Source organism: Streptomyces sp. MK7 (assembly GCF_032658145.1).
GTDB classification, from domain to species: domain Bacteria; phylum Actinomycetota; class Actinomycetes; order Streptomycetales; family Streptomycetaceae; genus Streptomyces; species Streptomyces spiralis.
On record NZ_JAVACL010000003.1, the window covers coordinates 340,303 to 364,410 of the forward strand.

Consider the following 24,108-nt stretch of genomic DNA (forward strand, 5'->3'; position numbering starts at 1 on the left):
GCCCGCCCGGTCACCCCGCGCAGTACGCCCGAACTCGCCCTCCGGCGCGACGAAACGCGCCCCCCGCGCCGGGAGTCTGGAGAGCGCATCCAGACACCCGCGCCGGAGGGAGGGCCCGTTCCATGGGGGCCGCAGAAACGAAACGTACGCGACGACGGGCCATCCCCTGGCTGCTGCTCGCGCTGTGGGTCGGCGTGCTCGCGGTCGTCGCGCCGTTCGCGTCGAAACTCGGCGACGTGCAGCACGACCGGGTCACCGACTACCTGCCCGCGAGTGCCGACTCCACCCAGGTCGCGAAGATCCAGGACCGGCTGCCGGGCGGACAGACGACCGAACTGGTCCTCGTCTACCACCGCGACTCCGGCCTGACGGCCGCGGACCGGGCGACGGCGGCACGGCAGGTCGCGGCCGTCGGCCGGCAGCACGCCCTGACGGGGACACCGCAGCCCGTCCCGTCCAAGGACGGCACGACCGTGATGTACCCGGTCACCAGCAACGAGCCCGGCGCCGACGAGAAGAAGCGCGACGCCCTCGTCGACGACGTCCGTGGCGTCGCCCACGACCAGGACGGAATGACGGTCCAGGTCGGCGGCCCGAGCGCCATGGCCACCGACGCCGCCGACGTCTACCAGTCCCTCGGCGGACCGCTGCTCTACACCACCGTCGCCGTCGTCGCCGTCCTGCTGATCCTCATCTACCGCAGCCCGATGCTGTGGCTGGTCCCGCTGGTCGTGGCCGGGATCGCCGACTTCCTGTCCACGGGCGTCGCCTACGGCCTCAACCAGGCCTTCGGCACCACCGTCTCCGGACAGAGCACCGGCATCATGACCGTCCTCGTCTTCGGCGCCGGCACCGACTACGCCCTGCTGCTCGTCTCCCGCTACCGCGAGGAACTCCGGCGCCACGAACGCCCGTACGACGCCATGCGCGCCGCCCTGCGCGGCTGCGGGCCCGCCGTGCTCGCCTCTTCCGGCACGGTCGCCGCGGGCCTGCTGTGCCTGCTCGCCGCCGACCTCAACTCCAGCCGCGGTATGGGGCCGCTGGGCACGGTCGGCGTGCTGTGCGCGCTGGCCGCGATGCTGACACTGCTGCCCGCGCTGCTCGTCCTGCTGGGCCGCCGGGTGTTCTGGCCGCTCGTGCCCGCCTACGGCAGCACCCCCAAGGCGCGCCGCCGGTCGCTGTTCGCCGTGATGGGCAGCTCTGCCGGGCGCCGCCCGCTGACCGTCCTCGCCTCCGGTGCCGTCCTGCTCGGCGCCCTCGCCCTGGGTGCCCTCAACCTGCCCGGCACGATCAAGCAGCAGGACGCCTTCGTCGACAAGCCGGAGTCGGTCGCCGCCCTGGAGACCCTCGCCAAGGCCTACCCCGAGCGGTCCGCCCAGCCCATCGACGTCATCACCCCGGCCGACCGGGCCGACGCCACCCTGGCCACCGTCCGCGCCGCGCACGGCGTCGCGAACGCCCAGCCGGGCCGTACGGGCGGCGGCTGGACCGAGATCTCCGTGATCGCCTCCGCCCCGCCCCAGTCCGCGGCCGAGACCGCCACCATCACGGAACTGCGGCACCAGCTGCCCGGCTCCTACGTCGGCGGGCCCAGCGCCCAGCAGATCGACCTGAAGGACACCAACGCCCGCGACCGGCTCGTCGTCATCCCCATCGTCCTGGTCTCCGTCCTGCTGATCCTGATCGCCCTGCTGCGCTCCCTCGTCGCGCCGCTGATCCTGGTGGCCGCTGTCATCGCGGTCTGGGGCGCCGCGCTCGGCATCGGCGGACTGGTGTTCGGCCCGCTGTTCGGCTTCGAGGGCACGGACCCCGGGCTCGGACTGCTGTCCTTCGTGTTCCTCGTCGCCCTCGGCGTCGACTACGGCATCTTCCTCATGCACCGCATGCGGGAGGAGTCCCTGGGCGGTGCCGAACCGTCGTCCGCCGCGCTGACCGCGCTGCGGACGACGGGCGGGGTCATCGCCTCCGCCGGGCTCGTCCTCGCGGCCACCTTCGCGGTGCTGACGAACATGGGGCTCGTCCAGCTCGTCGAACTCGGCTTCGTCATCGCCGTCGGTGTGCTGCTGGACACCTTCCTCGTCCGCACCTACCTGGTGACCAGCGCGAGCGTGGCACTCGGCCGGAAGGTCTGGTGGCCGGGCCCGCTGTCGCGAACCCCGGAACCGGCACCGCCCGAGCGCCAGCCGGAGACGGTGTGAGCCGCCGGGCGCCCCTCCCTCCCGGAGGGGCGCCCGCCTGTCGGAAGATGAACCCCGTGCAACCAACCATGACAGCGGAGCGGCCCCGCCCGGGCGAACGGATCATGGCGGCGATCAACCGCGACCCCCTGACCGCGCCGCACGGCCCCCGCAACGACGCGCTGCTGGCCGCGGCGCTCGCCGTGGTGGCCGCGTGCCTGGCACTGTTCGGCGACGCCGGACGGCGGCCGGACGCGCTCGGCTGGGCGCTGCTGCTGGCCGCCCATGTGCCGCTGGTGTGGCGGCGGCGCAGGCCGCTGCTGGTGCTGGCGGCGATGGTGGCGCTGATCATGCCGTACCACGCCATGGACAACAACCACTTCGCGCCCACCCCGGCCGCGTACGTGGCGCTCTACACGATCGCCGTCACCAGCCGCCCGCTGCGCACGATCCTGACCGGCGTCATCGTCGTCACGTTCGCCACGAGCGTGATGCTCACCGTCAACACCCACCAGGCAGTGGAACTGCTGCGGGTCTCCGGCTGGATCATCGCCGTGCTCTTCTTCGGCGTCGACGTCCGCTACTACCGGCAGTACGTCGCCTCCATCGTCGAGCGCGCCGAACGCGCCGAACGCACCCGGGAGGAGGAGGCCCGCCGCCGTGTCGCGGAGGAACGCCTCCGCATCGCCCGCGACCTGCACGACCTGCTCGCCCACAGCATCACCCTCATCGGCGTCCAGACCTCCGTGGCCGCGCACGTCCTCGCCGCCGACCCGGAGCGCCTGGACCGCGCCGCCGTCGCCGAGGCCCTCGACGACATCGCGGAGACCTGCCGGACCGCGCGCGGCGAGCTGCGCACGACGCTGGAGGTGCTGCGGGAGGGCGCCCCCGAGGCGCGCGGCCCGCTGCCCGCGCTGCACGGCGTCGCCGACCTGGCGCAGACCGCCCGGCTGGCCGGGGCGAAGGTGGAGCTGTCCGTGCGGGCCGACGACGTCCCGCCCGCCGTCGGCGCCGCCGCGTACCGCATCGTGCAGGAGGCGCTCACGAACGCCGTACGGCACGCCGGTCCCGAACCGTCCGTCGGCGTCGACCTGCACACCGAGGACGGCGCACTGCGTCTGTCGGTCGCCGACGACGGCGCCGGGGCCGCGCCCGGCACCGGTGGTGGCGGTGGCTTCGGGCTCGTCGGCATGCGGGAGCGGGCCCGCAGCGTGGGCGGGAGGCTGGACGCGGGTCCCCGGTCCGGCGGGGGCTTCGAGGTGACGGCCGTACTGCCCCTGGAGGGAGGCCGGTGAGCGCCGTCCGCGTCCTGCTCGCCGACGACCAGACCCTGGTCAGGGCCGCCTTCGCCATGCTCGTCGAGTCGGCCGGGGACATGGAGGTCGTCGGTCAGGCCGGCACCGGTCGCGAGGCCGTCGCGCTGGCCCGCAGCGCCCGCGCCGACCTGGTGGTGATGGACATCCGCATGCCCGACCTGGACGGCATCGAGGCCACCCGGCTCATCGCCGCCGACGAGGACCTGGCCGGGGTGAAGGTGCTCGTCCTGACCACCTACGACACCGACGAGCACATCGTGGAGGCGCTGCGCGCCGGCGCCTCCGGCTTCTTGGTCAAGGACACCCGCCCGGCCGACCTCCTCGACGCGATCCGCACGGTGGCCGCGGGCGACGCCCTGCTCTCACCGGGCCCCACGGCCCGCCTGATCGCCCGCTTCCTGCGCAGCCCGGCCGCCCCCGTCACGGGCGGCCCCGACTGCCTCTCCGACCGCGAGCGCGAGGTCCTGACCCTGGTCGCCCGGGGCCTGACCAACACCGAGATCGGCGAGGCGCTCGGCGTCAGCCCGCTCACCGCCAAGACCCACGTCAGCCGGATCATGGGCAAGCTGGGTGCGCGGGACCGGGCCCAACTCGTCATCGTGGCCTACGAGTCGGGGCTGGTGTCGCCGGGGAGCACGTGAGGGATCCGGTTGCGGACCGCCCGGGGCCCGGGTACGAATGGCCGGATGACGAGCGGGGAAGTGCGGTGGGAAGAGGGGCAGCCGGGCGTGCTGCGGCTGCCGTCGGGACGGCTGGTACGCGGCCGGGGCCTGCGCCGCCCCCTCGCCCCCGGGGCGCCGAGCCCGACGTACGGCGTCTACCTCCTCGGGAAGCGGCCGCCCGAGGTCCCCTGGGAGTCCCACTGGCTGCGCTGGCCCGATTTCCGGCTCCCCGCGGACCGTACGGCGGCCCGCGCGGCCTTCGTCGAGGCCTGGGAACGGTCCGCCGCCGAACGCGTCGAGTTCGCCTGCGCGGGCGGCCGTGGCCGCACGGGCACGGCCCTGGCCTGCCTGGCGGTCCTGGACGGCGTACCGCCCGAGGGCGCGGTCGCGTACGTCCGCGAGCACTACGACCGCCACGCGGTGGAGACGCCGTGGCAGAAGCGGTACGTACGGAACTTCGCCGCCGCCGGCTGAGACGTCCTGCGTCCGCACCGGAAGGAGGGACGCGCCCGCGCCCAGGGGGCACGCGGGGCCGATTCGGCTGTTCAGCTGTTGTCCATCGAGCAACGCAACCCGCTCGGCTTTCACACCGATGTCCCATCGGTTTTCACCCGATTGCACCGCATGAGGAGCCTGGGAGGACGGGTGCGTGAACGCTGGTGGCCACAGGCCTCGAGCGAGAGCGAGTTCGGCATGACGGCATCTATGGTCCCTGACACAGGACGCCGCACGCGGCGTCTCCGCGTCGCGGCGGCGGGATGCACGGTCGCCACCTTGTGCACGGTCACGGCGCCGGCTGTCGCGGACACGGGCTCGGGCGGTGCCAAGCCCACCATCGTGCTGGTGCACGGTGCCTTCGCCGACGCCTCGAGCTGGAACGGAGTGATCGAACGGCTCGAACGCCGCGGCTACAGGGTCATGGCCCCGGCCAACCCGCTGCGCGGCCTGTACAGCGACTCCGCCTACATCGCCTCCGTGCTCAAGAGCATCAAGGGACCCGTCGTGCTGGCCGGCCACTCCTACGGCGGGGCAGTGATCAGTACGGCCGCTGCCGGAAATCCGCAGGTCAAGTCGCTGGTCTACATCTCGGCACTGATGCCGGACGTGGGCGAGAGCGGAATGTCGTTGTCCGCCCGGTTCCCCAGTGCTCTCGGCACCGCCACCACCTCCGTCCCCTACCGGACCGACGGCACCAGCGGAACCGACCTGTACCTCAAGCCCGACAAGGTGCACCCGGTCTTCGCGGCCTGTCTGCCGGCCGGCCAGGCGAATCTGCTGGCGGTCACCCAGCGGCCCGCAGCGACCACCGCGTTCTCCGAGAGTGCCAAGGTGGCGGCCTGGAAGGACATCCCGTCCTGGGCCCTCGTAGGCCGACAGGACATGACCATCAATCCGGACCAGGAACGCTTCCAGGCCCAGCGCGCTCACTCCCACACCGTGGAGATCAACACCTGTCACGTGTCCCTGATCGCGCGCCCCGACGCCGTCGCGAATCTGATCCTTCAGGCCGCCACGCACTGACGCCGTCACACAGGCCCAGGAGGCACGCCGCCTCCTCCACCTGCCCCGGGGGCGGGCACGGACCGCGTGGTGAGCCGCACCTCGCGGGGAGTGCGCCCCGGCGCCCGGCGCATGGGCGAGAATGAGGGACATGAGTCTGTTCCGCGACGACGGCATCGTGCTGCGCACCCAGAAGCTGGGCGAGGCGGACCGGATCATCACGCTGCTCACGCGCGGGCACGGGCGGGTGCGGGCGGTGGCCCGCGGAGTGCGGCGCACCAAGTCGAAGTTCGGGGCACGGCTGGAGCCGTTCTCGCACGTCGACGTGCAGTTCTTCGCACGGGGCAGCGAACTGGTGGGGCGCGGGCTGCCGCTGTGCACGCAGAGCGAGACCATCGCTCCGTACGGCGGCGGGATCGTCACCGACTACGCCCGCTACACCGCCGGCACGGCCATGCTGGAGACCGCCGAGCGGTTCACCGACCACGAGGGCGAGCCGGCCGTGCAGCAGTACCTGCTGCTCGTGGGCGCACTGCGCACCCTCGCCCGCGGGGAGCACGCCCCGCATCTGGTGCTCGACGCGTTCCTGCTGCGCTCGCTCGCCGTCAACGGCTACGCGCCCAGCTTCGGCGACTGCGCCCGGTGCGGGCTGCCCGGACCCAACCGGTTCTTCTCGGTGGCCTCCGGTGGTTCGGTCTGCGCCGACTGCCGGGTGCCCGGCAGCGTCGTACCGTCGCCGCAGACCCTGGTACTGCTGGGCGCGCTGCTTACGGGAGACTGGGAGACGGCGGACGCGTGCGAGGCGCGCCACGTCCGCGAGGGCAGCGGGCTGGTGTCCGCCTACCTGCACTGGCATCTGGAGCGCGGGCTGCGCTCCCTGCGATACGTAGAGAAGTAAGCAAGCAAGCAGAGAAGCAAGCACGGCACGGCACGGCACGGAACGGTCGAGGAGAGAGAAGCAACATGGTCGTACGCGGGATCCTGGGGCGCCAGCGGCGTGAGTACAGGGCGCCGGAACCGCACCCGTCCGGTGCGCGTGCGCCCAAGCTCCCCGGCGAGCTGGTGCCGAACCACGTGGCCATCGTCATGGACGGCAACGGGCGGTGGGCCAAGGAGCGGGGCCTGCCCCGGACCGAAGGACACAAGGTCGGTGCCGAGCGGGTGCTCGACGTCCTCCAGGGCTCGATCGAGATCGGCGTCCGGAACATCTCCCTCTACGCCTTCTCCACCGAGAACTGGAAGCGCTCGCCGGACGAGGTCCGCTTCCTGATGAACTTCAACCGCGACTTCATCCGCAAGACCCGCGACCAGCTCGACGACCTCGGTGTGCGGGTGCGGTGGGTGGGCCGTATGCCCAGGCTGTGGAAGTCGGTGGCGAAGGAGTTGCAGGTCGCGCAGGAGCAGACCAAGGGCAACGACCTGCTCACGCTGTACTTCTGCATGAACTACGGCGGGCGCGCCGAGATCGCCGACGCGGCGAAGGCGATGGCGGAGGACGTGCGGGCGGGACGCCTCGACCCGTCCAAGGTCAGCGAGAAGACGATCCAGAGGTACCTGTACTACCCGGACATGCCGGACGTGGACCTCTTCCTGCGGCCGAGCGGCGAGCAGCGCACCTCCAACTACCTGCTCTGGCAGAGCGCGTACGCCGAGATGGTCTTCCAGGACGTGCTGTGGCCGGACTTCGACCGGCGCGACCTGTGGCGGGCGTGCGTCGAATTCGCCTCCCGCGACCGGCGGTTCGGCGGCGCGATCCCGAACGAGGAGCTGCTGGCCATGGAGGGCCGCACCGAGGAGGACTGATCACCGGCGGTACGATCCCGCCTCATGGTCATGGACATGGGGCGGGACGAACGACAGGACGCCGTCGAACTGGTCTACCGGCCGACTCGCGCGGACATCCGCGCCGGTGTCGTGGTGCGCGAGCGCAGGCGGCGGCTGCACCTGGTCCGGTGGGGCTTCGCCCTCGTCTTCCTGGCCCTCGCAGTGCAGGCCGCGGTCTCGGAGAGGATGTCCGTGCTCTCGGTCGTGACCGCGGTCTTCTGCGCCGTCGTGATCTGGTCGACCCCGCATCTCCAGGCCCATCACGCCCTGCGCACCGTCTCCTGGCAGGGCGAGTACCGCACGGCCGTGACCGGTGCCGGAATCACCGCCGAGACCGCGCACACCACGCTCCTGCAGCGCTGGTCGGTCTTCCGCGGCTACCGCGAGACCCGCGACCGCGTGGTGTTGCTCAGCCGCGACCCGAACATCCTGCTCGTGGAGGTACTGCCCAAGCGCGGGCTGCGCTCCCCGCAGGACGCGGACCGGCTGCGCGCCCTCCTGGACGAGCACCTGCCCCGCGTCTGAACCGGCGCCGTCAGCCCTGCGTTGTCGCGCAGTCCGCGCAGGTGCCGAAGATCTCCACCGTGTGGGCGACATTGACGTAGCCGTGTTCCGCGGCGATCGACTCCGCCCACTTCTCCACCGCCGGGCCCTCGACCTCGACGGCCTTGCCGCAGACGCGGCAGACCAGGTGGTGGTGGTGTTCGCCGGTGGAGCAGCGGCGGTAGACGGACTCGCCGTCGGAGGTGCGCAGGACGTCGACCTCGCCGGCGTCGGCGAGGGACTGGAGGGTGCGGTAGACCGTGGTCAGGCCGACCGAGTCGCCCTTGTGCTTGAGCATGTCGTGGAGCTCCTGCGCGCTGCGGAACTCGTCGACCTCGTCCAGGGCCGCCGCCACGGCTGCCCGCTGCCGGGTCGCGCGGCCCTTCACGGGCGGTCCAGCGGTCGTCACCGGTTGCCTCCTTCTGCTGGCGCGCACATGTGCGTCTGCCCGGGCCATTGTGCCAGCCCGGGCAGTGCGGGGTCAGACGCCGACCTCGTCCCCGGCCCCCCGGCTGGCCGGAATCGCGCACTCCGCCGGGTCCCCGGCGGGACGTGCCGCGGCCAGTGCCCGGGCGCGGCGCCGGGCCAGCGGTGTGGCGAGCGCGGTGAGCACGATGAAGGCCGCGATGGTCAGCAGCACGATCGTCGCACCGGGCGGCACGTCCTGGTAGTACGACGTGACCGTGCCGCCGATGGTGACGCTCATCCCGATGGCGACGGCGATCGCGAACGTCGCGGCGAAGCTGCGGCTGAGCTGCTGGGCCGCCGCGACCGGGACGACCATCAGCGCCGAGACCAGCAGCAGGCCGACCACCCGCATCGCGACCGTCACCGTCACCGCCGCCGTCACCGCCGTCAGCAGGTTCAGGGCGCGCACCGGCAGCCCCGTCACCCGGGCGAACTCCTCGTCCTGGCTGACCGCGAACAGCTGGCGGCGCAGCCCCAGGGTGACCAGCACGACGAAGGCGGCCAGCAGGCAGATCGCCACGACGTCCGACTGCGAGACCGTCGAGAGGGAGCCGAAGAGATACGACGTGAGGTTGGCGTTGGAGCCGCCGGGGGCGAGGTTGATGAACATGACGCCGCCCGCCATGCCGCCGTAGAAGAGCATGGCGAGGGCGATGTCGCCGCGGGTGCGGCCGTACCAGCGGATCAGCTCCATCAGGACGGCGCCCAGCACGGACACCAGCGTCGCCATCCACACCGGGGACGTGGACAGCAGGAAGCCGAGGCCGACGCCCGTCATCGCGACGTGGCCGATGCCGTCGCCCATCAGGGCCTGGCGGCGCTGGACGAGGTAGATGCCGACGGCCGGCGCGGTGATGCCGACCAGGACGGCGGCCAGCAGCGCCCGCTGCATGAAGGCGTAGTTCAACAGGTCCATCAGCTCAGCAGTCCCGTGCGGATCGGATCGGCGCCCGTGGCGTCGTGCGGGTGTACATGGTCGTGGCCGGGCAGGGCGTGCTGGCCGACCGCCTTCGGCGGCGGGCCGTCGTGCAGGACGCAGCCGTCGCGCAGGACCACCGCCCGGTCGATCAGCGGCTCCAGCGGGCCGAGTTCGTGCAGCACCAGCAGGACCGTCGCGCCCTGGGCGACCTGCTCCTGAAGCGTGCGGGCCAGCACCTCCTGGCTGGCCAGGTCCACGCCCGCCATCGGCTCGTCCATGATCAGCAGCTCGGGGTCGGCGGCGAGCGCGCGGGCGATCAGTACCCGCTGGTGCTGGCCGCCGGACAGGGCGTTCACCGAGTCCTTGGCCCGGTCCGCCATGCCGACCAGCTCCAGGGCCCGGTGCACGGCCGCCCGGTCGGCCCTGCGGAAGACGCCGAAGCGGGTACGGGAGAGCCGGCCGGACGACACGATCTCGGTGACCGTCGCGGGGACTCCGCCGGCGGCCGTGGTGCGCTGCGGTACGTAGCCGACGCGCGCCCAGTCGCGGAAGCGGTGCCGTGGGGCGCCGAAGAGCTCGATCTCGCCGGCGCTCACCGGCACCTGGCCGATGACGCTGCGCACGGCCGTGGACTTGCCGGAGCCGTTCGCGCCGAGCAGGGCGACGACCTCGCCGCGGCGCACGGTGAGGTCGATGCCCCGCAGGACGGGGCGCGAGCCGAGTTCGGCGGTCACCCGGCGCATCGCCACGACGGGCTCGTCCCTGACACCGCTCGTGTCATCGCCCATGACGTCGTCCTCCGTGCCGGCTTGGCTGGTCACTTCGCACCCAGGGCCTGCTGGAGGGACTTGAGGTTGGCCTCCTGGACCGAGAAGTAGTCGGTGCCCCGGGACTTCTTCGTGATGCCTTCGATCGGGTCGAGGACGTCCGTCTTCAGGCCCGCGTCCGTGGCGATGGTCTGCGCGGTCCTGTCGCTGACGAGCGTCTCGTAGAAGACGGTGGTGACGCCGTCGGCCTTGGCCATCGTCTCCAGGTCCTTGACCCGGGCGGCGCTGGGCTCGGACTCCGGGTCGAGGCCGTTGACGGCCTCCTCGGTCAGGCCGTAGCGCTCGGCGAGGTAGCCGAAGGCGGCGTGGGTGGTGATGAAGACCTTGGTCCTGGTGTGCGCGAGGCCGTCCTTGAACCGGGTGTTCAGCTCGTTGAGCTGCTTGACCAGGGCCGCGGTGTTCTTCCGGTAGTCGGCCGCGTGGTCCGGGTCGCCCTTCTCGAACGCCTTGCCGACGCCCTCGGCGAGCTGGGCGTAGCGCACCGGGTCGAGCCAGACGTGCGGGTCCTCGCCGCCGGTCTCCTCGCCCTCGTGGGTGTCGTGCGCGGCGGCGTGGCCGCCGACCTCGTTGCCGTGCTCCTCCAGGGTGGTCAGGGAGGCCGCGTCGATCTTCGTCTTGATCTCCGACTGGGCGACGGCCTTGTCCACGGCGGGCTGCAGGCCCTTGAGGTAGAGCACCGCGTCGGACTCCTGGAGCCGCACGGTCTGCCGGGCGCTGATCTCCAGGTCGTGCGGCTCCTGGCCGGGCTGGGTGAGACTGGTGACGTGGACGTGGTCGCCGCCGATCCGCTCCGCGAGGAAGGCCATCGGATAGAACGACGCGACGACGTCGTACTTGTCCGTATTGCCCGCCGCGGAGCTGGAGGAGCAGGCGGAGAGGGCTCCGAGACCGAGGGCGGTGGCCGCCGCGACCGCGGTCCCCGGTATGAGGCGTCGTCGTACGTTCATGACAGTCATTTTCAACTAACATGGAAACCGTTGTCAACAAGCGCTGGCAGGAGGCCGTGAAGGACCCGAACAGCGTCCTTACCCGGCACCGATTTGATTGAGGGGGAGCCCCCGCCGGTACCCTGAGGCATTCGCTGTGAAGCGCCTCGCTTCGTCGCCCGTCGTCGTAATGAAGAGAGCACCGTGGCCGCCGACAAGATCGACACCATCGTCAGCCTGAGCAAGCGCCGTGGCTTCGTATTCCCCAGCAGTGAGATCTACGGCGGCCAGCGCGCCGCCTGGGACTACGGGCCGCTGGGTGTCGAGCTCAAGGAGAACCTCAAGCGCCAGTGGTGGCGCTACATGGTGACGTCGCGCGAGGACGTGGTCGGTATCGACTCGTCCGTGATCCTGGCCCCCGAGGTCTGGGTCGCCTCCGGCCACGTCGCCACCTTCACGGACCCGCTGACCGAGTGCACCGCCTGCCACAGGCGGTTCCGCGCGGACCACCTGGAGGAGGCGTACGAGGCCAAGCACGGCCGTGTGCCGGAGAACGGCCTCGCGGACGTCAACTGCCCCAACTGCGGCAACAAGGGCCAGTTCACCGAGCCCAAGCAGTTCTCGGGCCTGCTCTCCACCCACCTCGGCCCGACCCAGGACACCGGCTCCGTCGCCTACCTGCGCCCCGAGACCGCGCAGGGCATCTTCACCAACTTCGGCCAGGTGCAGACCGCTTCGCGCAAGAAGCCGCCGTTCGGCATCGCGCAGATGGGCAAGTCCTTCCGCAACGAGATCACGCCCGGCAACTTCATCTTCCGCACCCGCGAGTTCGAGCAGATGGAGATGGAGTTCTTCGTCAAGCCGGGCGAGGACGAGAAGTGGCAGGAGTACTGGATGGAGCAGCGCTGGAACTGGTACACCGGCCTGGGCCTGCGCGAGGAGAACATGCGGTGGTACGAGCACCCGAAGGAGAAGCTCTCCCACTACTCCAAGCGCACCGCTGACATCGAGTACCGCTTCCAGTTCGGCGGCAACGAGTGGGGCGAGCTGGAGGGTGTGGCCAACCGCACCGACTACGACCTCACCGCGCACTCCAAGGCCTCCGGCCAGGACCTCGTCTACTTCGACCAGGAGGCCGGCGAGCGCTGGACGCCGTACGTCATCGAGCCCGCGGCCGGTGTCGGCCGCGCGATGCTGGCGTTCCTGCTGGATGCCTACGTCGAGGACGAGGCGCCCAACGCCAAGGGCAAGATGGAGAAGCGCACGGTGCTGCGCCTGGACCACCGCCTGGCCCCGGTGAAGGCCGCGGTGCTGCCGCTGTCCCGGAACCCGGAGCTGTCGCCCAAGGCCAAGGGCCTGGCCCAGACCCTGCGTCAGCACTGGAACATCGAGTTCGACGACGCGGGCGCCATCGGCCGCCGCTACCGCCGCCAGGACGAGATCGGCACGCCGTACTGCGTGACGGTCGACTTCGACACGCTGGACGACAACGCGGTCACCGTCCGCGAGCGCGACTCGATGAAGCAGGAGCGCGTGTCGCTGGACCAGATCGAGGGCTACCTGGCTGCTCGGCTGCTCGGCTGCTAGGCGCTGCGCTGGGCTTGGCGGGTGGGTTCTTCGCCCACCCGCCCGCTGTCTCGGTCGCTTCAGAGGTGGCCGTCCTGGGGCTCCGCCCCAGACCCCGCGGGGGCTTCGCCCCTGCACCCCCAGGCTTCGCCCCTGCACCCCCAGGCTTCGCCCCTGCGCCCCCAGGCTTCGCCCGCCCGTCTCGGTGGCTTCGAAAGAGGTCCGCCCAGGGCCGTTCCTGATTCCATGTCGGGGACGCGGGCGTATTGGTCCCCGACAGCCGCCCTGCTTTGGACCTGTGTCCCCGGCCACCGTGCCGACAGGGTGGTGCCATGAGTCTCGCCTTCGTCCTCACCACCCTCGTCGTCGTCGCCACGCCCGGTACCGGCGTCGTCTACACCCTCGCCGCCGGGCTCTCCCGCGGGCGCCGCGCGAGCGTCGTCGCCGCATTCGCCTGCACGCTGGGGATCGTGCCGCATGTGCTGGCCAGTGTGACCGGGCTGGCCGCGCTGCTGAACGCCAGTGCGGCGGCCTTCCAGATGCTCAAGTACGCCGGGGTCGCCTACCTCCTGTACATGGCGTGGGCGACGGCGCGGGACAAGGAGTCGATCGTCGTCGCGGAGGAGGACGCCCCCGGTCCGGCGGGGCGCGTGATCGTGCGCGGCGTGCTCATCAACATCCTCAACCCGAAGCTGACGATCTTCTTCTTCGCCTTCCTGCCGCAGTTCGTGGACCCGGCCGAGCCGCACGCCCTGCCGAGGATGCTCGGGCTGAGCGCGGTGTTCATGCTGGCGACCTTCGTGGTGTTCGCCGCGTACGGCGTCCTCGCCGCATCCGTGCGCAGCCGCGTCGTCTCACGGCCGCGGGTGATGACGTGGCTGCGGCGGAGCTTCGCGGGGTCGTTCGTGGCGCTGGGCGCCAAGCTCGCGCTCACTGCCCGGTGAGACTCAACGTCCCTGGAGTGCCTTCACGTTGTCGCCGAAGGTCCAGTTCTTCGAGCCGTCCCAGTTGATCGACCAGGTCATCAGGCCCTTCAGGGCGGTGCCGTAGTGGCGCCAGGTCTGGGAGACCTGGGACGGGGACAGGTAGCCGCCGCCCGCGCCCGGCTGTGCGGGCAGGCCCGGGACCTGCTTGTCGTAGGGGACCCTGATCGTCGTTCCCTGGACCACCAGGCCCTTGTTCAGGCAGTCGGTCTGGGCGGTGAAGCCCTCCACCGTGCCGGCCGAGTAGGAGTCGCCGGAGCAGCCGTACATGCTGCCGTTGTAGTACTGCATGTTCAGCCACCACAGCCGGCCGTTGTCGGCGTACTTCTTGATGATCGGCAGGTACGCGCCCCAGATCGAGCCGTAGACGATGCCGCCGCCGGTGACGTACGCCGTCTCCGGAGCCATCGTCAGACCGAAGTTCGAGGGCATCTGCGCCAGGATGCCGTCGATGATGCGGATCAGGTTGGCCTGGGACGTGGAGAGCTGGGTGATGCTGCCGCTGCCCACCAGGCCGGTCTCGATGTCGATGTCGATGCCGTCGAAGTTGTACTTCTTCAGGATCGGCACGATCGTCGCCACGAACCGGTCCGCGACCGCCTGCGAGCCGAGGTCGATGCCGGCCGCCGCGCCGCCGATCGACAGCAGGATCGTCTGGCCGGCCGCTTTCGCCGCGCACATCTCCGCGGGCGTGGCCACCTTCACGCCCGAGTCCATGCCGTCCTCCCACAGGGCCGTCCCGTCGGAGCGGATGACCGGGAAGGCCGCGTTGATCACGTTGTAGCCGTGCGCGGGGATGCGGGAGTCGGTGATCGGGGTCCAGCCGAAGGGCGGGTGGACGCCGTTGGAGGAACCGTCCCAGTTCTCCCAGTAGCCCTGGAGGACCTTGCCCGCGGGCCGCGACTTCACCGCGCAGGTGTCGGTCGCCGTGGTGGCGGCCGAGGCGGCGGGCGCGAGGGCGAGGGTGAGGGAGAGCGGGGCGAGACAGGCGGTGGCCAGAGCGGCGGCGAGCAGACGCAGTCTGCGGCGGATCATGCGGAGCCTCCCGGTGGGGTGCGGTGAGGGTCGTGGATGTCGCAGACATGACAGTGCTCTGGTCCAGACCTTTCGTCAAGAGGTCTGGACCGGGCGCGGGGCACCCGGCGGCGGCTGACAAATTAATGAATGACAGATATTGAAATCTGTCATCCGTCATGGCACGGTGAAGCCATGACGATGAACAACCGATCCCTCGGCAGCACCGGTCCCCAGGTCTCCGCCCTCGGCCTCGGCTGCATGGGCATGTCCGCGCTGTACGGCGAGGCGGACCGCACCGAATCCGTCGCCACCGTCCACGCGGCCCTCGAAGCGGGCGTGACCCTGCTCGACACCGGCGACTTCTACGCCATGGGCCACAACGAGATGCTGATCGGCGAGGCCCTGCGCACCGCCCCCTCCGCCCGCCGCGAACAGGCCCTGGTCAGCGTGAAGTTCGGCGCTCTGCGGGACCCCGACGGCAACTGGAGCGGCTACGACGGCCGTCCCGCCGCCGTGAAGAACTTCGCCGCCTACTCGCTCCAGCGCCTCGGCGTCGACCACATCGACGTCTACCGGATCGCCCGGGTCGACCCCGACGTACCGATCGAGGAGACCGTCGGCGCGATCGCCGAACTGGTCGAGAAGGGGTACGTACGGCACATCGGCCTCAGCGAGGCCGGCGCCGAGACCATCCGCCGGGCCGCCGCCACCGCGCCGATCTCGGACCTCCAGATCGAGTACTCGCTGATCTCGCGCGGCATCGAGGACCGGATCCTGCCCACCACCCGCGAGCTCGGCATCGGCATCACCGCCTACGGCGTCCTCTCGCGCGGGCTGATCTCCGGGCACTTCAGCCGCGACAGGCAGCTCGCCGCGACCGACTTCCGGGCGCACTCGCCCCGCTTCCAGGGCGAGAACCTCCAGCACAACCTGAACCTGGTCGAGGCGCTGCGGAAGATCGCCGAGGGCAAGGGCGTCACCGTCGCGCAGACCGCGATCGCCTGGGTGCTCTCCCGGGGCGAGGACATCGTGCCGCTGATCGGCGCCCGCACCCGCGAGCGGCTGTCGGAGGCGCTGGGAGCACTCGACGTCACCCTGGACGAGGCCGACCTGAGCGCCATCGAGGAGGCCGTGCCGGCGGACGCGGCGGCGGGCGAGCGCTACCCCGACGCGCAGATGGCCCACCTGGACAGCGAACGCTGACGACGGCGCCGGTCATGCGTCCAGGTACGGTCTAAGGCATGTCACCCACCACCGAGATCCTGACCGCCGAGCGCATCCTCGAGGCGACCGAGGAGGTGCTGCGCCGCCACGGGCCGGCGAAGGCCACCGTGGTGGACGTGGCCCGCGCGCTCGGCGTCAGTCACGGCAGCGTCTACCGCCACTTCCGCACCAAGGCGGCGCTGCGCGAGGCGGTGACGAAGCGCTGGCTCGATCGGACCTCCGAGGCCCTGTCGGGCATAGCCGCCGAGGAGGGGCGTGATCCCGAGGAGCGGCTGCGCGGCTGGTTCCAGGGGCTGTTCGACGCCAAGCGCCGCAAGGCGGGTCACGACCCCGAGCTGTTCGCCACGTACTCGGTGCTCGCCGACGAGAACGTCGAGGCGGTCGGCGAGCACATCGACGACCTCACGGCCCAGCTGACCCGGATCGTCGGGGCGGGCGTCACCGCCGGCGCCTTCAGCTCCGCCGACCCGGCCGCCACGGCCCGCGCACTCTTCCACGCCACCGGCCGCTTCCACGACCCGTGCTACGCGCGGGAGTGGGAGCGGCCGGAGGTGCAGGAAGAGTTCGACGCGGTCCTGGGCCTGCTGCTGCGGGGCCTGCGGCCGTAGCCACTGTTCCGTGAGGGCCGTCACGGCTCTGCCCGGGCACCCTCCGTCTCAGCCGATCGTGCGGGGCAGCCGCAGGCTGAGCAGGCCCGTCAGGACCACGCCGGCCAGCTGGACGAGGAGCGTGATCACCAGGGCGTCCCGCATGCCCGAGCCGGGGACCAGGGACAGGAACAGCGTGCCGAGCGTGGCCACGCCCAGCGCCAGCGACGACTGCTGGGTGGTGACCATGACCCCGCTGCCCACCCCGGCCCGGGCGGCCGGCACCTCGGAGAGGATGATCCGGAAGACGATGGGCAGCTGGAGCGCCTGCCCGGCACCGGCCACCGCAGCACCGGGCAGCAGTTCCACGACGCCGAGGTGCGGCCAGGACTGCCGGACGGCCAGCGCCATCAGGCCCACGCCCACCAGCTGCACCACCGCGCCCGCCGTCACCACGCGCGTGCCGTACCGGGCGACCAGCCGGGGCCCGGCCAGCGAGACGAAGAAGAACACGACGGCCATGGGGGCGAGGGCCAGGCCCGCCGGGACCGGGCCGAGTCCGGCGCCGCGCTGCAACGCCACCGCGATGACGAACATGAAGCCGCTGAAGCCGATCGAGAACGGCACGATCAGCGCCAGGCCGCGGCGCAGCGACACCAGCCGGAACAGGCTCGGCGGCACCAGCGGCGTACGGCCGTGCCGGTCGGCACGGCGCTCCACGGCGTAGAAGGCCGCAGCCACCAGCGGGAACGCGGCCAGCGACAGCCATGTCCACAGCGGCCAGCCCGCCGCACGGCCCTCGGTGAGGGGCGCGAGCAGCGCCAGCAGGGACACCGCCAGCAGGACCGTGCCGGGGCCGTCGACCGGCTCCGGGTGCTGCGAGCGGGTCTCCGGGACGGCCCGGACGGCCAGCACCAGACCGGCGATCACGACGGGCACGTTCACCAGGAACACCGAGCGCCAGCCGGTGCCCCACACGTCCGCGGCGACCAGGACACCGCCGAGGATCTGCCCGGCCACCATGGACAGGCCCGCCGTCGCCCCGTACAGGCCCATCGCCCTGGCCCGGCGCGGGCCGGACGTGGCGGCCTGGATGGTGGCGAGCACCTGCGGCAGCATCGCGGCGGCCGACGCGCCCTGGGCCACCCGCGCCGCGACCAGCGACCAGGCTCCGGGCGCGAGCCCGCAGGCCAGCGAGGTCAGGCCGAAGGCCGCCATGCCGCCGAGGAAGAGGCGGCGCCTGCCGAACAGGTCACCGAGCCGGCCGCCGAGGACCAGCAGCACGGCGTACGCCACCCCGTACCCGGCGACGACGAGTTCCAGGACGGCCTCGCCCGCGTGCAGGTCCTTGCCGATGGTGGGCAGGGCGACGTTGACGATGAAGAAGTCGATGAGCGGAAGTGCCGCGGCCAGCAGCACCGTGAAGAGTCCGAGCCCGCCCAGTGCGGGTGGCGTCGCCGCGACGGGCCGGACGGTACGTGAAGTGATGGTTCGGGTGGTCACGGATCCGAGCGTGCGCCCCGGCCAAGACAGGTACCAGAGTGTTCTTATCCTGGTAGCGGCAGTACCTGGCAACAGGGTTCGCGCGAAGGCAGGCTGGAGGCATGACCACCATGGCTCACGAGACGCGGATCCGGGAAGCGGCGGGCGAAGCGAAGAACGAGCCCCGGGCCGCGCGCTCCCGGGAGGCTGCCGCGTCGGCGATCCGGCGGCATGAACTGGCCGCCTTCCTGCGCCACCGGCGCGAGCACATCGCACCCGAGCGGGTCGGTCTGCCCCGCGGCCCCCGGCGCCGTACGCCGGGCCTGCGCCGCGAGGAGGTCGCGCACCTCTCCGCGGTCGGCGTCACCTGGTACACCTGGCTCGAGCAGGCCCGCGACATCCAGGTGTCCGTGCAGGTCCTGGACGCCCTGGCCCGCACCCTGCTGCTCGACCCGGGCGAGCGGGCCCACCTGTTCCAGCTGGCCGGCGCCACGGACCCGGCCCCTTCGGCCACGTGCCCGTCGGTCACACCCGCCCTGCGGGCCCTTTTGGAGCAGATCGAGCCCTACCCGGCCTGCCTCCAGAACAGCCGGTACGACATCCTCGCCTACAACCGCACCTACCGCCTGCTCTTCTGCGACCTGGACGCGGTGGCGCCCGAGGACCGCAACCTGATGGTCCTGGCGTACACCAACGAGGAGTGGCGCTCCTCGATCGTGCACCTGGAGGACGCCACCCGGCACATGGCCGCCCGGTTCCGCGCCGCGATGGCCGGGCATCTGGCCGACCCGACCTGGAAGACGCTGCTGAAGCGGCTGCGCGACCAGTCCCCCGACTTCTGCCGGGCCTGGGACCGGCACGAGGTGGTCGCCCCGGCGAGCAAGCGCAAGGAGTTCCGCAACGCCCACGTCGGCCGCCTCACCGTCGACCACACCGACCTGTGGCTCAGCCCCGAGGTGGGGCCGCGCATGGTGACGTACGTACCGGTGGACGAGGAGTCGCGCGAGCGGCTGGAGAAGCTGCACGCGATCGCGCTGGAGCGCAACGCGTAGGACCCGCTCGTCGGGGCGGGCCCCGGGGGAGCGGCTCAGGCGCCGACGCCCGCCGCCTGGCGGACCTCGTGCTCCTGGAGCCGGTCGGCCGTGTGCTCGGCGGTGCGGCGGGCCCACCGGCCGGAGGTGATCGCGCCCAGTACCAGGACCGCGAGCCCGCAGGCCACCAGCACCCACCACCCGGGCCGGGCGGCCGACACGAACGCGTCCTTGTACGAGGACGAGCCGACCCCGGAGGCCAGCAGCGCTCCGACCACGGCGACGCCGAGGGTCTGCCCGAGCTGCCGGCTGGTGGAGGCGACCGCCGCGGCGACGCCGGCCTGGGCGCGCGGCATGCCGGACACCGCCGTGTTGGTGATGGGGGCGTTGACGAAGCCGAAGCCGATGCCGAACAGCAGGTACCCGATCATGAGGGTGAGGTCGGACGTCTCGGCCTCGAAGGCCGCGAACAGCACCGCGCTCGCCGTCATGGCGGTCCCGGCGATCAGCAGGGGCAGACGCGGACCCCGGTTGCCGACCAGCCGCCCGGACAGCGGGGCGCACAGAAAGGTGGGCGCCGCCATCGGCAGCATCCACAGGCCGGCGTGCAGGGCGTCCAGACCGCGCACGTTCTGCAGGTAGAGCGTGGACAGGAAGAGGAAGCCGCCGAGGGCCGCGAAGCCGCTGACCGCGATCACCGTGGCCCCGCTGAACGGGGCGGAGCGGAAGAACCGCAGGTCGATGAGGGGTTCGGCGCGGCGCGGCTCGTACCACAGCAGGCCGAGCAGGGCGGCGAGCGCCACGGCGGCGAAGGGCAGGACCCTGGCCGCGCTCGCGTCCGGCGCCTCGATGATCGCGTACGTCAGCGCGCCGAACAGGGCGATGACCAGCACCTGGCCGAACGGGTCGGGGCGGCGGGCCTTCGGGGCGCGGGACTCGGGGACGAAGCGGAGGGTGAGCAGGATGGCGGCGAGGGCGACGGGCAGGTTGACCCAGAAGATCGAGCGCCAGCCGACCGACTCCACCAGCAGGCCGCCGACCAGAGGTCCGGCCGCCATCGATATGCCGACCACGGCGCCCCACACACCGATCGCGCGGGCGCGCTCGCGCGGGTCGGTGAACGTGTTGGTGATGATCGACATGGCGACCGGGTTGAGCATCGAGCCGCCGACGGCCTGCATCATGCGGAAGACGACCAGCAGTTCGAGGTTCGGCGCGAGGGAGCACAGCAGCGAGCCGAGGCCGAAGACGACGAGGCCCGTCGTGAACACGCGTCTGCGGCCGATCCGGTCGGCCGTGGAGCCCGCGAGCATCAGCAGCGAGGCCAGCACCAGCGTGTAGGCGTCGATGGTCCACTGAAGGCCGGACGTGGTGGCGTGGAAGTCACGCTGCATCGAGGGGAGGGCGACGTTCAGAACGGTGTTGTCCAGGCTCACGATCAGCAGGCTCATGCAGCAGATCGCGAGCACCAGCAGACGCCGGCGATGGCTGAGCTCGGGCATGCGGTCCATCGTAGTCGATTTCGATAGTGCGGTTAACTAATGACCGGTACAGGATCTCCGCCGATACGCGACAATGGGGGAATGCCCACGCCCGAGTCCCCTCTGCAGATCGGTCCGCACCCCGTCCGGCCCCCGGTGGTCCTGGCCCCCATGGCCGGTATCACCAACGCGCCCTTCCGCACCCTGTGCAGGGAGTTCTCCGGCGGCAAGGGCCTGTTCGTGAGCGAGATGATCACGACCCGGGCCCTGGTCGAGCGCAACGAGAAGACCATGCAGCTGATCCGGTTCGACGCGAGCGAGAGGCCGCGCTCGATCCAGCTGTACGGCGTCGACCCGGCGACCGTCGGCAAGGCCGTCCGCATGATCGTGGAGGAGGACCTCGCCGACCACATCGACCTGAACTTCGGCTGCCCGGTGCCGAAGGTGACCCGCAAGGGCGGCGGCTCCGCCCTGCCCTACAAGCGCAATCTGCTGCGGGCGATCCTGCGGGAGGCCGTCAGCGGCGCCGGGGACCTGCCGGTCACGATGAAGATGCGCAAGGGCATCGACGACGACCACCTCACCTACCTCGACGCCGGCCGGATCGCCGTGGAGGAGGGCGTGACGGCCATCGCGCTGCACGGCCGCACCACCGCCCAGCACTACGGCGGCACCGCCGACTGGGACGCGATCGCCCGCCTGAAGGAGCACGTGCCCGAGATCCCGGTGCTCGGCAACGGCGACATCTGGTCGGCGGAGGACGCGCTGCGCATGGTGCGCGAGACAGGATGCGACGGTGTCGTGGTCGGGCGCGGGTGCCTGGGCCGGCCGTGGCTGTTCGCGGACCTGGTGGCGGCGTTCGAGGGCCGTACGGACGCCTATGTGCGGCCCACGCTGCGCGAGGTCGCGGACGTCATGGTCCGCCACGCCACCCTGCTCGGGGAGTGGATCGGCGACGAGTCGCGGGGCGTCATCGACTTCCGCAAGCACGTCGCCTGGTACCTGAAGGGCTTCGCGGTCGGCTCCGAGATGCGCAAGCGGCTCGCGATCACCTCCTCCCTTCAGGAGCTGCGCGCCGGCCTGGACGAGCTGGACCTGGACCAGCCCTGGCCGGCCGGCGCGGACGGGCCCCGCGGCCGTACGTCCGGCAACAACCGGGTGGTGCTGCCGGACGGCTGGCTGAGGGACCCGTACGACTGCGCGGGCGTGAGCGAGGACGCGGAGCTGGATACCTCCGGTGGTTGAGCGGGCCTTCTTCGCCCACCCGCCCGCCGGTCTCGGTCGCTCGAGAGGTGGCCGTCCCCGGGGCTGCGCCCCTGGGCCCCGCCGGGGCTGCGCCCCTGGGCCCCGCCGGGGCTGCGCCCCGGGCCTTTGCCCGCCCGCCGGTCTCGGTTGCTTGAGAGGTGGCCGTCCCCGGGGCTGCGCCCCTGGGGCCCGCCGGGGCTGCGCCCCTGGGCCCCGCCGGGGCTGCGCCCCTGGGCCCGCCACCCCCGCCGGGGTTCTCGCCGGGCCGTCGGTCCGATGCGCCGTTCGGCTCGGGTCGTTCGATGGCCCCGGGGCGTCGGGTGTCAGCTCTTCCTGGGGTGTGGGGTGGAGCCGTACGCCGTCAGGAAGCGGTCGCGGAACGCGCTCATCTTCCAGACGGGGGCGTCGTGGGCCGGGCGCAGGCCGTCGGTCCAGCCCCAGTCGGCGATCTTGTCGAGGACCTTGGGGTCCTTGGCGACGATGGAGACCGGTACGTCCCGGCTGGCGTGGTCGCCGCTGACCCGGGCGATGGGCTGGTGGTCGCCGAGGAAGACCAGCACGGTGTCGTCGTTGCCGTAGCGCTGGAGCCACTGGGTCAGGGCCGTCACCGAGTACTGGATCGACTTGCCGTACTCCTCGCGGGAGCGGGTGGGATCGGTGATGATGTCCTGCGGCTTGGTGCCGGCCGCCTCGATGCTCTTGAAGGCCGAGCCGTCACCGAGCCGGTCCCAGGGGACCATCTTCGGGATCGGCGCCCAGGGCTGGTGGCTGGAGGTCAGGATGACGAACGACGTCAGCGGCTTGTCGTGCTTCCTGCCGTGCGCCAGGCGCTGGAAGGCCTCGAGCGCGTACTGGTCGGGCATGGTCGACCAGCTGAACTTCGGGCCCCGGTAGCCCATCTGGAAGGCGTTGTAGACCTTGTCCAGGCCGTACCACTTGGCCTCGGGCCAGCCCTTCTGCACGCCCGGCATGATGCCGACCGTGTCCCAGGCACCCGTCTTCCTGAACGCCTCGGTGAGGGTCAGGTGGTCGCCGGAGGTCACCGTGCGGTAGCGGTTCTGGTTGTCGACCCACAGACCCGACATGAACGTGGAGTGGCCGAGCCAGCTGCCGCCGCCGTACGTCGCCGACGTCAGCCATCCGCTCTTCGCGTGGAAGCCCGCCCTGGCCAGGGCCTGGGTGGAGGCGGCGAGGGTCCTGTCCACACCGGGCGCCATGATCGGGTCCTCGATCGCGCTGCGGCCGTAGCTCTCGATGAACGTGAAGATCATGTCCTTGCCGCGCAGGTCGGGCACGAGCTCGCTGCCCGGTGTGTTCCCGAAGGCGTCGGCCTTCGCCGTCCTCGCGAACGCGCGCTCGTCCCGGATCGTCGAACGCAGCGCCTGCTCGTGGTACTTGAGCATGGTCACCGTGTGCTCGGACGCCACCGGGATGCCGGAGATCTGGAGGTTCAGGGCCGAGCAGGTCATCCACAGCGCGCTGACCAGCAGCAGGCCACGGGTCGCGCGTGACTTGTCCCGGCCGAGGAAGGTGCCGACCCTGATCACCGCCAGCGCCATCACGGCGAGCACCGCCACGACCAGGAGCACCGCGGCGACGGCGGCCAGCAGCGCGACCGTGCCGCCCAGGGTGTCCGCGAGATAGGACTGCGCGTCGTCGAGCAGCTGCCAGTCCAGGATGACGTTGAAGCTGCGGCCGAGGTACTGGTTGAACTCGATGTCCGTCAGGTTCAGCACGGTCAGCACGCCGAGCGCCACCCCGCCGAGCGCCGCCACGGCCACCCGCGGCCTGCGCGGCAGCGCGACCAGCACGGCCGCCCCGAGCAACGCCTCCACCGGAATCCGCGTGAACGACGCGAGATGGAACTGCTCCCGCTTGTTCGGCATCAGCAGCGCGAGGAGGACGAGGCCCAGGGCCACCCCGGTGACGGTGAGGGAGACCCCCCGCGCGGCATCCGGATGCCCGGCCTGCCAACGCCGCCATGCCCGCCGGGCGGCCTGGGGACGAAGGACCCGGAGGGTCCGGAGAGCCCGGAGACGGCGGAGGGGGGAGCGTGGGACGCGGGGGGAGTCGGGGGTGGGGGAGTCGGGTGCGCCAGGGGTGGAGGCGGGGCGGTCGGGGTCGGGCGTCGCGGCGCTTCCCGCCCGCCCGCGCGTACTCGTGTCCTGGGACAACCCGGGTTCCTTCCAACGGCGGCCGACGACATCCTCCCGTACGGCACGCGCCCGGCACCCGTTCACGCACCTCGGCAAACACCCGGCAAACGCCCGCCCAACACTCGCTTTGGTTGCGCCTACAACCTTCCGGCCCCAGCGGAGGTCTGGAAGGGC

At 71.7% G+C, this 24,108-nt stretch carries 22 protein-coding genes; 14 read left to right on the forward strand and 8 right to left on the reverse strand.

The features are described from left to right. The first annotated feature begins 122 nt into the window (after nucleotides 1-122). The 8 genes from R2S09_RS06265 (at nucleotide 123) to R2S09_RS06300 (ending at nucleotide 8,004) form a co-directional block, all read left to right on the forward strand. On the forward strand, nucleotides 123-2,198 hold the full coding sequence (locus R2S09_RS06265) for an MMPL family transporter (RefSeq protein ID WP_316740090.1): 2,076 nt from the start codon (nucleotides 123-125) through the stop codon (nucleotides 2,196-2,198). 47 nt (nucleotides 2,199-2,245) lie between these two features. Further along, nucleotides 2,246-3,472, forward strand: coding sequence for a sensor histidine kinase (locus R2S09_RS06270; RefSeq protein WP_306187072.1), 1,227 nt, complete (start codon nucleotides 2,246-2,248; stop codon nucleotides 3,470-3,472). After that, nucleotides 3,469-4,134, forward strand: a complete 666-nt coding sequence (locus R2S09_RS06275; protein ID WP_306187071.1) for a response regulator transcription factor — start codon at nucleotides 3,469-3,471, stop codon at nucleotides 4,132-4,134. The genes R2S09_RS06270 and R2S09_RS06275 overlap by 4 nt, the downstream gene beginning before the upstream one ends. Before the next feature lie 45 nt (nucleotides 4,135-4,179). Then, nucleotides 4,180-4,629 carry a protein phosphatase gene (locus R2S09_RS06280; protein ID WP_306187069.1) on the forward strand — a complete coding sequence of 150 codons (450 nt, stop codon included), beginning with the start codon at nucleotides 4,180-4,182 and terminating at the stop codon, nucleotides 4,627-4,629. A gap of 300 nt (nucleotides 4,630-4,929) precedes the next feature. Continuing rightward, nucleotides 4,930-5,676 (forward strand): alpha/beta hydrolase, encoded by a 747-nt coding sequence (locus R2S09_RS06285; RefSeq protein ID WP_316740091.1) that lies wholly within the window; start codon nucleotides 4,930-4,932, stop codon nucleotides 5,674-5,676. Nucleotides 5,677-5,806: 130 nt separating this feature from the next. After that, nucleotides 5,807-6,553 carry a DNA repair protein RecO gene (gene recO, locus R2S09_RS06290; protein WP_306187067.1) on the forward strand — a complete coding sequence of 249 codons (747 nt, stop codon included), beginning with the start codon at nucleotides 5,807-5,809 and terminating at the stop codon, nucleotides 6,551-6,553. Nucleotides 6,554-6,618: 65 nt separating this feature from the next. Further along, on the forward strand, nucleotides 6,619-7,458 hold the full coding sequence (locus R2S09_RS06295) for an isoprenyl transferase (RefSeq protein WP_189898944.1): 840 nt from the start codon (nucleotides 6,619-6,621) through the stop codon (nucleotides 7,456-7,458). 24 nt (nucleotides 7,459-7,482) lie between these two features. Beyond that, nucleotides 7,483-8,004, forward strand: coding sequence for a YcxB family protein (locus R2S09_RS06300; RefSeq protein ID WP_316740092.1), 522 nt, complete (start codon nucleotides 7,483-7,485; stop codon nucleotides 8,002-8,004). Nucleotides 8,005-8,014: 10 nt separating this feature from the next. Here R2S09_RS06300 and R2S09_RS06305 read toward each other — a convergent pair whose 3' ends face one another. The 4 genes from R2S09_RS06305 to R2S09_RS06320 form a co-directional block, all read right to left on the reverse strand. Continuing rightward, nucleotides 8,015-8,431: a transcriptional repressor gene (locus R2S09_RS06305; protein WP_316740093.1), complete on the reverse strand. Its 417-nt coding sequence runs from the start codon at nucleotides 8,429-8,431 to the stop codon at nucleotides 8,015-8,017. A gap of 72 nt (nucleotides 8,432-8,503) precedes the next feature. Beyond that, on the reverse strand, nucleotides 8,504-9,406 hold the full coding sequence (locus tag R2S09_RS06310; protein WP_306187060.1) for a metal ABC transporter permease: 903 nt from the start codon (nucleotides 9,404-9,406) through the stop codon (nucleotides 8,504-8,506). Continuing rightward, nucleotides 9,406-10,197 carry a metal ABC transporter ATP-binding protein gene (locus tag R2S09_RS06315; protein WP_306187059.1) on the reverse strand — a complete coding sequence of 264 codons (792 nt, stop codon included), beginning with the start codon at nucleotides 10,195-10,197 and terminating at the stop codon, nucleotides 9,406-9,408. The genes R2S09_RS06310 and R2S09_RS06315 overlap by 1 nt, the downstream gene beginning before the upstream one ends. A gap of 29 nt (nucleotides 10,198-10,226) precedes the next feature. Next, nucleotides 10,227-11,183, reverse strand: a complete 957-nt coding sequence (locus R2S09_RS06320) for a metal ABC transporter substrate-binding protein (protein WP_316740094.1) — start codon at nucleotides 11,181-11,183, stop codon at nucleotides 10,227-10,229. Nucleotides 11,184-11,366: 183 nt separating this feature from the next. Between R2S09_RS06320 and R2S09_RS06325 the strand changes: the two genes are divergently transcribed. Both R2S09_RS06325 and R2S09_RS06330 read left to right on the forward strand, forming a co-directional pair. Then, a complete protein-coding gene (locus R2S09_RS06325) occupies nucleotides 11,367-12,749 on the forward strand; it encodes a glycine--tRNA ligase (RefSeq protein WP_306187056.1) in 1,383 nt (460 codons plus the stop codon). Nucleotides 12,750-13,060: 311 nt separating this feature from the next. Beyond that, entirely contained in the window at nucleotides 13,061-13,672 is a 612-nt protein-coding gene (locus R2S09_RS06330; RefSeq protein WP_316740095.1) for a LysE family translocator, read from the forward strand. 3 nt (nucleotides 13,673-13,675) lie between these two features. On the opposite strand, the gene R2S09_RS06335 is transcribed toward R2S09_RS06330, so the two are convergent. Next, the gene (locus R2S09_RS06335; protein ID WP_316740096.1) at nucleotides 13,676-14,746 is read right to left on the reverse strand and encodes a chitinase; all 1,071 of its coding nucleotides are present in this window, start codon (nucleotides 14,744-14,746) and stop codon (nucleotides 13,676-13,678) included. Nucleotides 14,747-14,920: 174 nt separating this feature from the next. Between R2S09_RS06335 and R2S09_RS06340 the strand changes: the two genes are divergently transcribed. Then, nucleotides 14,921-15,931, forward strand: coding sequence for an aldo/keto reductase (locus R2S09_RS06340; protein WP_306187050.1), 1,011 nt, complete (start codon nucleotides 14,921-14,923; stop codon nucleotides 15,929-15,931). Nucleotides 15,932-15,969: 38 nt separating this feature from the next. Continuing rightward, nucleotides 15,970-16,560, forward strand: coding sequence for a TetR family transcriptional regulator (locus R2S09_RS06345; protein ID WP_306187048.1), 591 nt, complete (start codon nucleotides 15,970-15,972; stop codon nucleotides 16,558-16,560). 48 nt (nucleotides 16,561-16,608) lie between these two features. On the opposite strand, the gene R2S09_RS06350 is transcribed toward R2S09_RS06345, so the two are convergent. After that, nucleotides 16,609-18,042: an MFS transporter gene (locus tag R2S09_RS06350; RefSeq protein WP_306187046.1), complete on the reverse strand. Its 1,434-nt coding sequence runs from the start codon at nucleotides 18,040-18,042 to the stop codon at nucleotides 16,609-16,611. Nucleotides 18,043-18,143: 101 nt separating this feature from the next. Between R2S09_RS06350 and R2S09_RS06355 the strand changes: the two genes are divergently transcribed. Further along, nucleotides 18,144-19,073 (forward strand): helix-turn-helix transcriptional regulator, encoded by a 930-nt coding sequence (locus tag R2S09_RS06355; RefSeq protein WP_306187044.1) that lies wholly within the window; start codon nucleotides 18,144-18,146, stop codon nucleotides 19,071-19,073. A 35-nt stretch (nucleotides 19,074-19,108) separates the two neighbouring features. Here the strand turns inward: R2S09_RS06355 and R2S09_RS06360 are convergent, their stop codons facing one another. Beyond that, complete coding sequence (locus R2S09_RS06360) at nucleotides 19,109-20,554, reverse strand: MFS transporter (protein ID WP_306187042.1); 1,446 nt, start codon at nucleotides 20,552-20,554, stop codon at nucleotides 19,109-19,111. Between the two features lie 81 nt (nucleotides 20,555-20,635). On the opposite strand from R2S09_RS06360, the gene dusB reads away from it, so the two are divergent. Then, nucleotides 20,636-21,778, forward strand: coding sequence for a tRNA dihydrouridine synthase DusB (dusB, locus tag R2S09_RS06365; RefSeq protein WP_306187041.1), 1,143 nt, complete (start codon nucleotides 20,636-20,638; stop codon nucleotides 21,776-21,778). 323 nt (nucleotides 21,779-22,101) lie between these two features. Here dusB and R2S09_RS06370 read toward each other — a convergent pair whose 3' ends face one another. Next, a complete protein-coding gene (locus R2S09_RS06370; RefSeq protein WP_399143922.1) occupies nucleotides 22,102-23,952 on the reverse strand; it encodes a CDP-alcohol phosphatidyltransferase in 1,851 nt (616 codons plus the stop codon). Nucleotides 23,953-24,108: the final 156 nt, after the last annotated feature.

Coding starts and splice junctions, on each gene's coding strand:
- R2S09_RS06265 (WP_316740090.1), top strand. CDS start 123: ATGGGGGCCGCAGAAACGAAACGTACGCGACGACGGGCCATCCCCTGG.
- R2S09_RS06270 (WP_306187072.1), top strand. CDS start 2,246: ATGAACCCCGTGCAACCAACCATGACAGCGGAGCGGCCCCGCCCGGGC.
- R2S09_RS06280 (WP_306187069.1), top strand. CDS start 4,180: ATGACGAGCGGGGAAGTGCGGTGGGAAGAGGGGCAGCCGGGCGTGCTG.
- recO (WP_306187067.1), top strand. CDS start 5,807: ATGAGTCTGTTCCGCGACGACGGCATCGTGCTGCGCACCCAGAAGCTG.
- R2S09_RS06295 (WP_189898944.1), top strand. CDS start 6,619: ATGGTCGTACGCGGGATCCTGGGGCGCCAGCGGCGTGAGTACAGGGCG.
- R2S09_RS06300 (WP_316740092.1), top strand. CDS start 7,483: ATGGTCATGGACATGGGGCGGGACGAACGACAGGACGCCGTCGAACTG.
- R2S09_RS06310 (WP_306187060.1), bottom strand. CDS start 9,406: ATGGACCTGTTGAACTACGCCTTCATGCAGCGGGCGCTGCTGGCCGCC.
- R2S09_RS06315 (WP_306187059.1), bottom strand. CDS start 10,197: ATGGGCGATGACACGAGCGGTGTCAGGGACGAGCCCGTCGTGGCGATG.
- R2S09_RS06320 (WP_316740094.1), bottom strand. CDS start 11,183: ATGAACGTACGACGACGCCTCATACCGGGGACCGCGGTCGCGGCGGCC.
- R2S09_RS06330 (WP_316740095.1), top strand. CDS start 13,061: ATGAGTCTCGCCTTCGTCCTCACCACCCTCGTCGTCGTCGCCACGCCC.
- R2S09_RS06335 (WP_316740096.1), bottom strand. CDS start 14,746: ATGATCCGCCGCAGACTGCGTCTGCTCGCCGCCGCTCTGGCCACCGCC.
- R2S09_RS06340 (WP_306187050.1), top strand. CDS start 14,921: ATGACGATGAACAACCGATCCCTCGGCAGCACCGGTCCCCAGGTCTCC.
- R2S09_RS06345 (WP_306187048.1), top strand. CDS start 15,970: ATGTCACCCACCACCGAGATCCTGACCGCCGAGCGCATCCTCGAGGCG.
- R2S09_RS06355 (WP_306187044.1), top strand. CDS start 18,144: ATGACCACCATGGCTCACGAGACGCGGATCCGGGAAGCGGCGGGCGAA.
- R2S09_RS06360 (WP_306187042.1), bottom strand. CDS start 20,554: ATGCCCGAGCTCAGCCATCGCCGGCGTCTGCTGGTGCTCGCGATCTGC.
- dusB (WP_306187041.1), top strand. CDS start 20,636: ATGCCCACGCCCGAGTCCCCTCTGCAGATCGGTCCGCACCCCGTCCGG.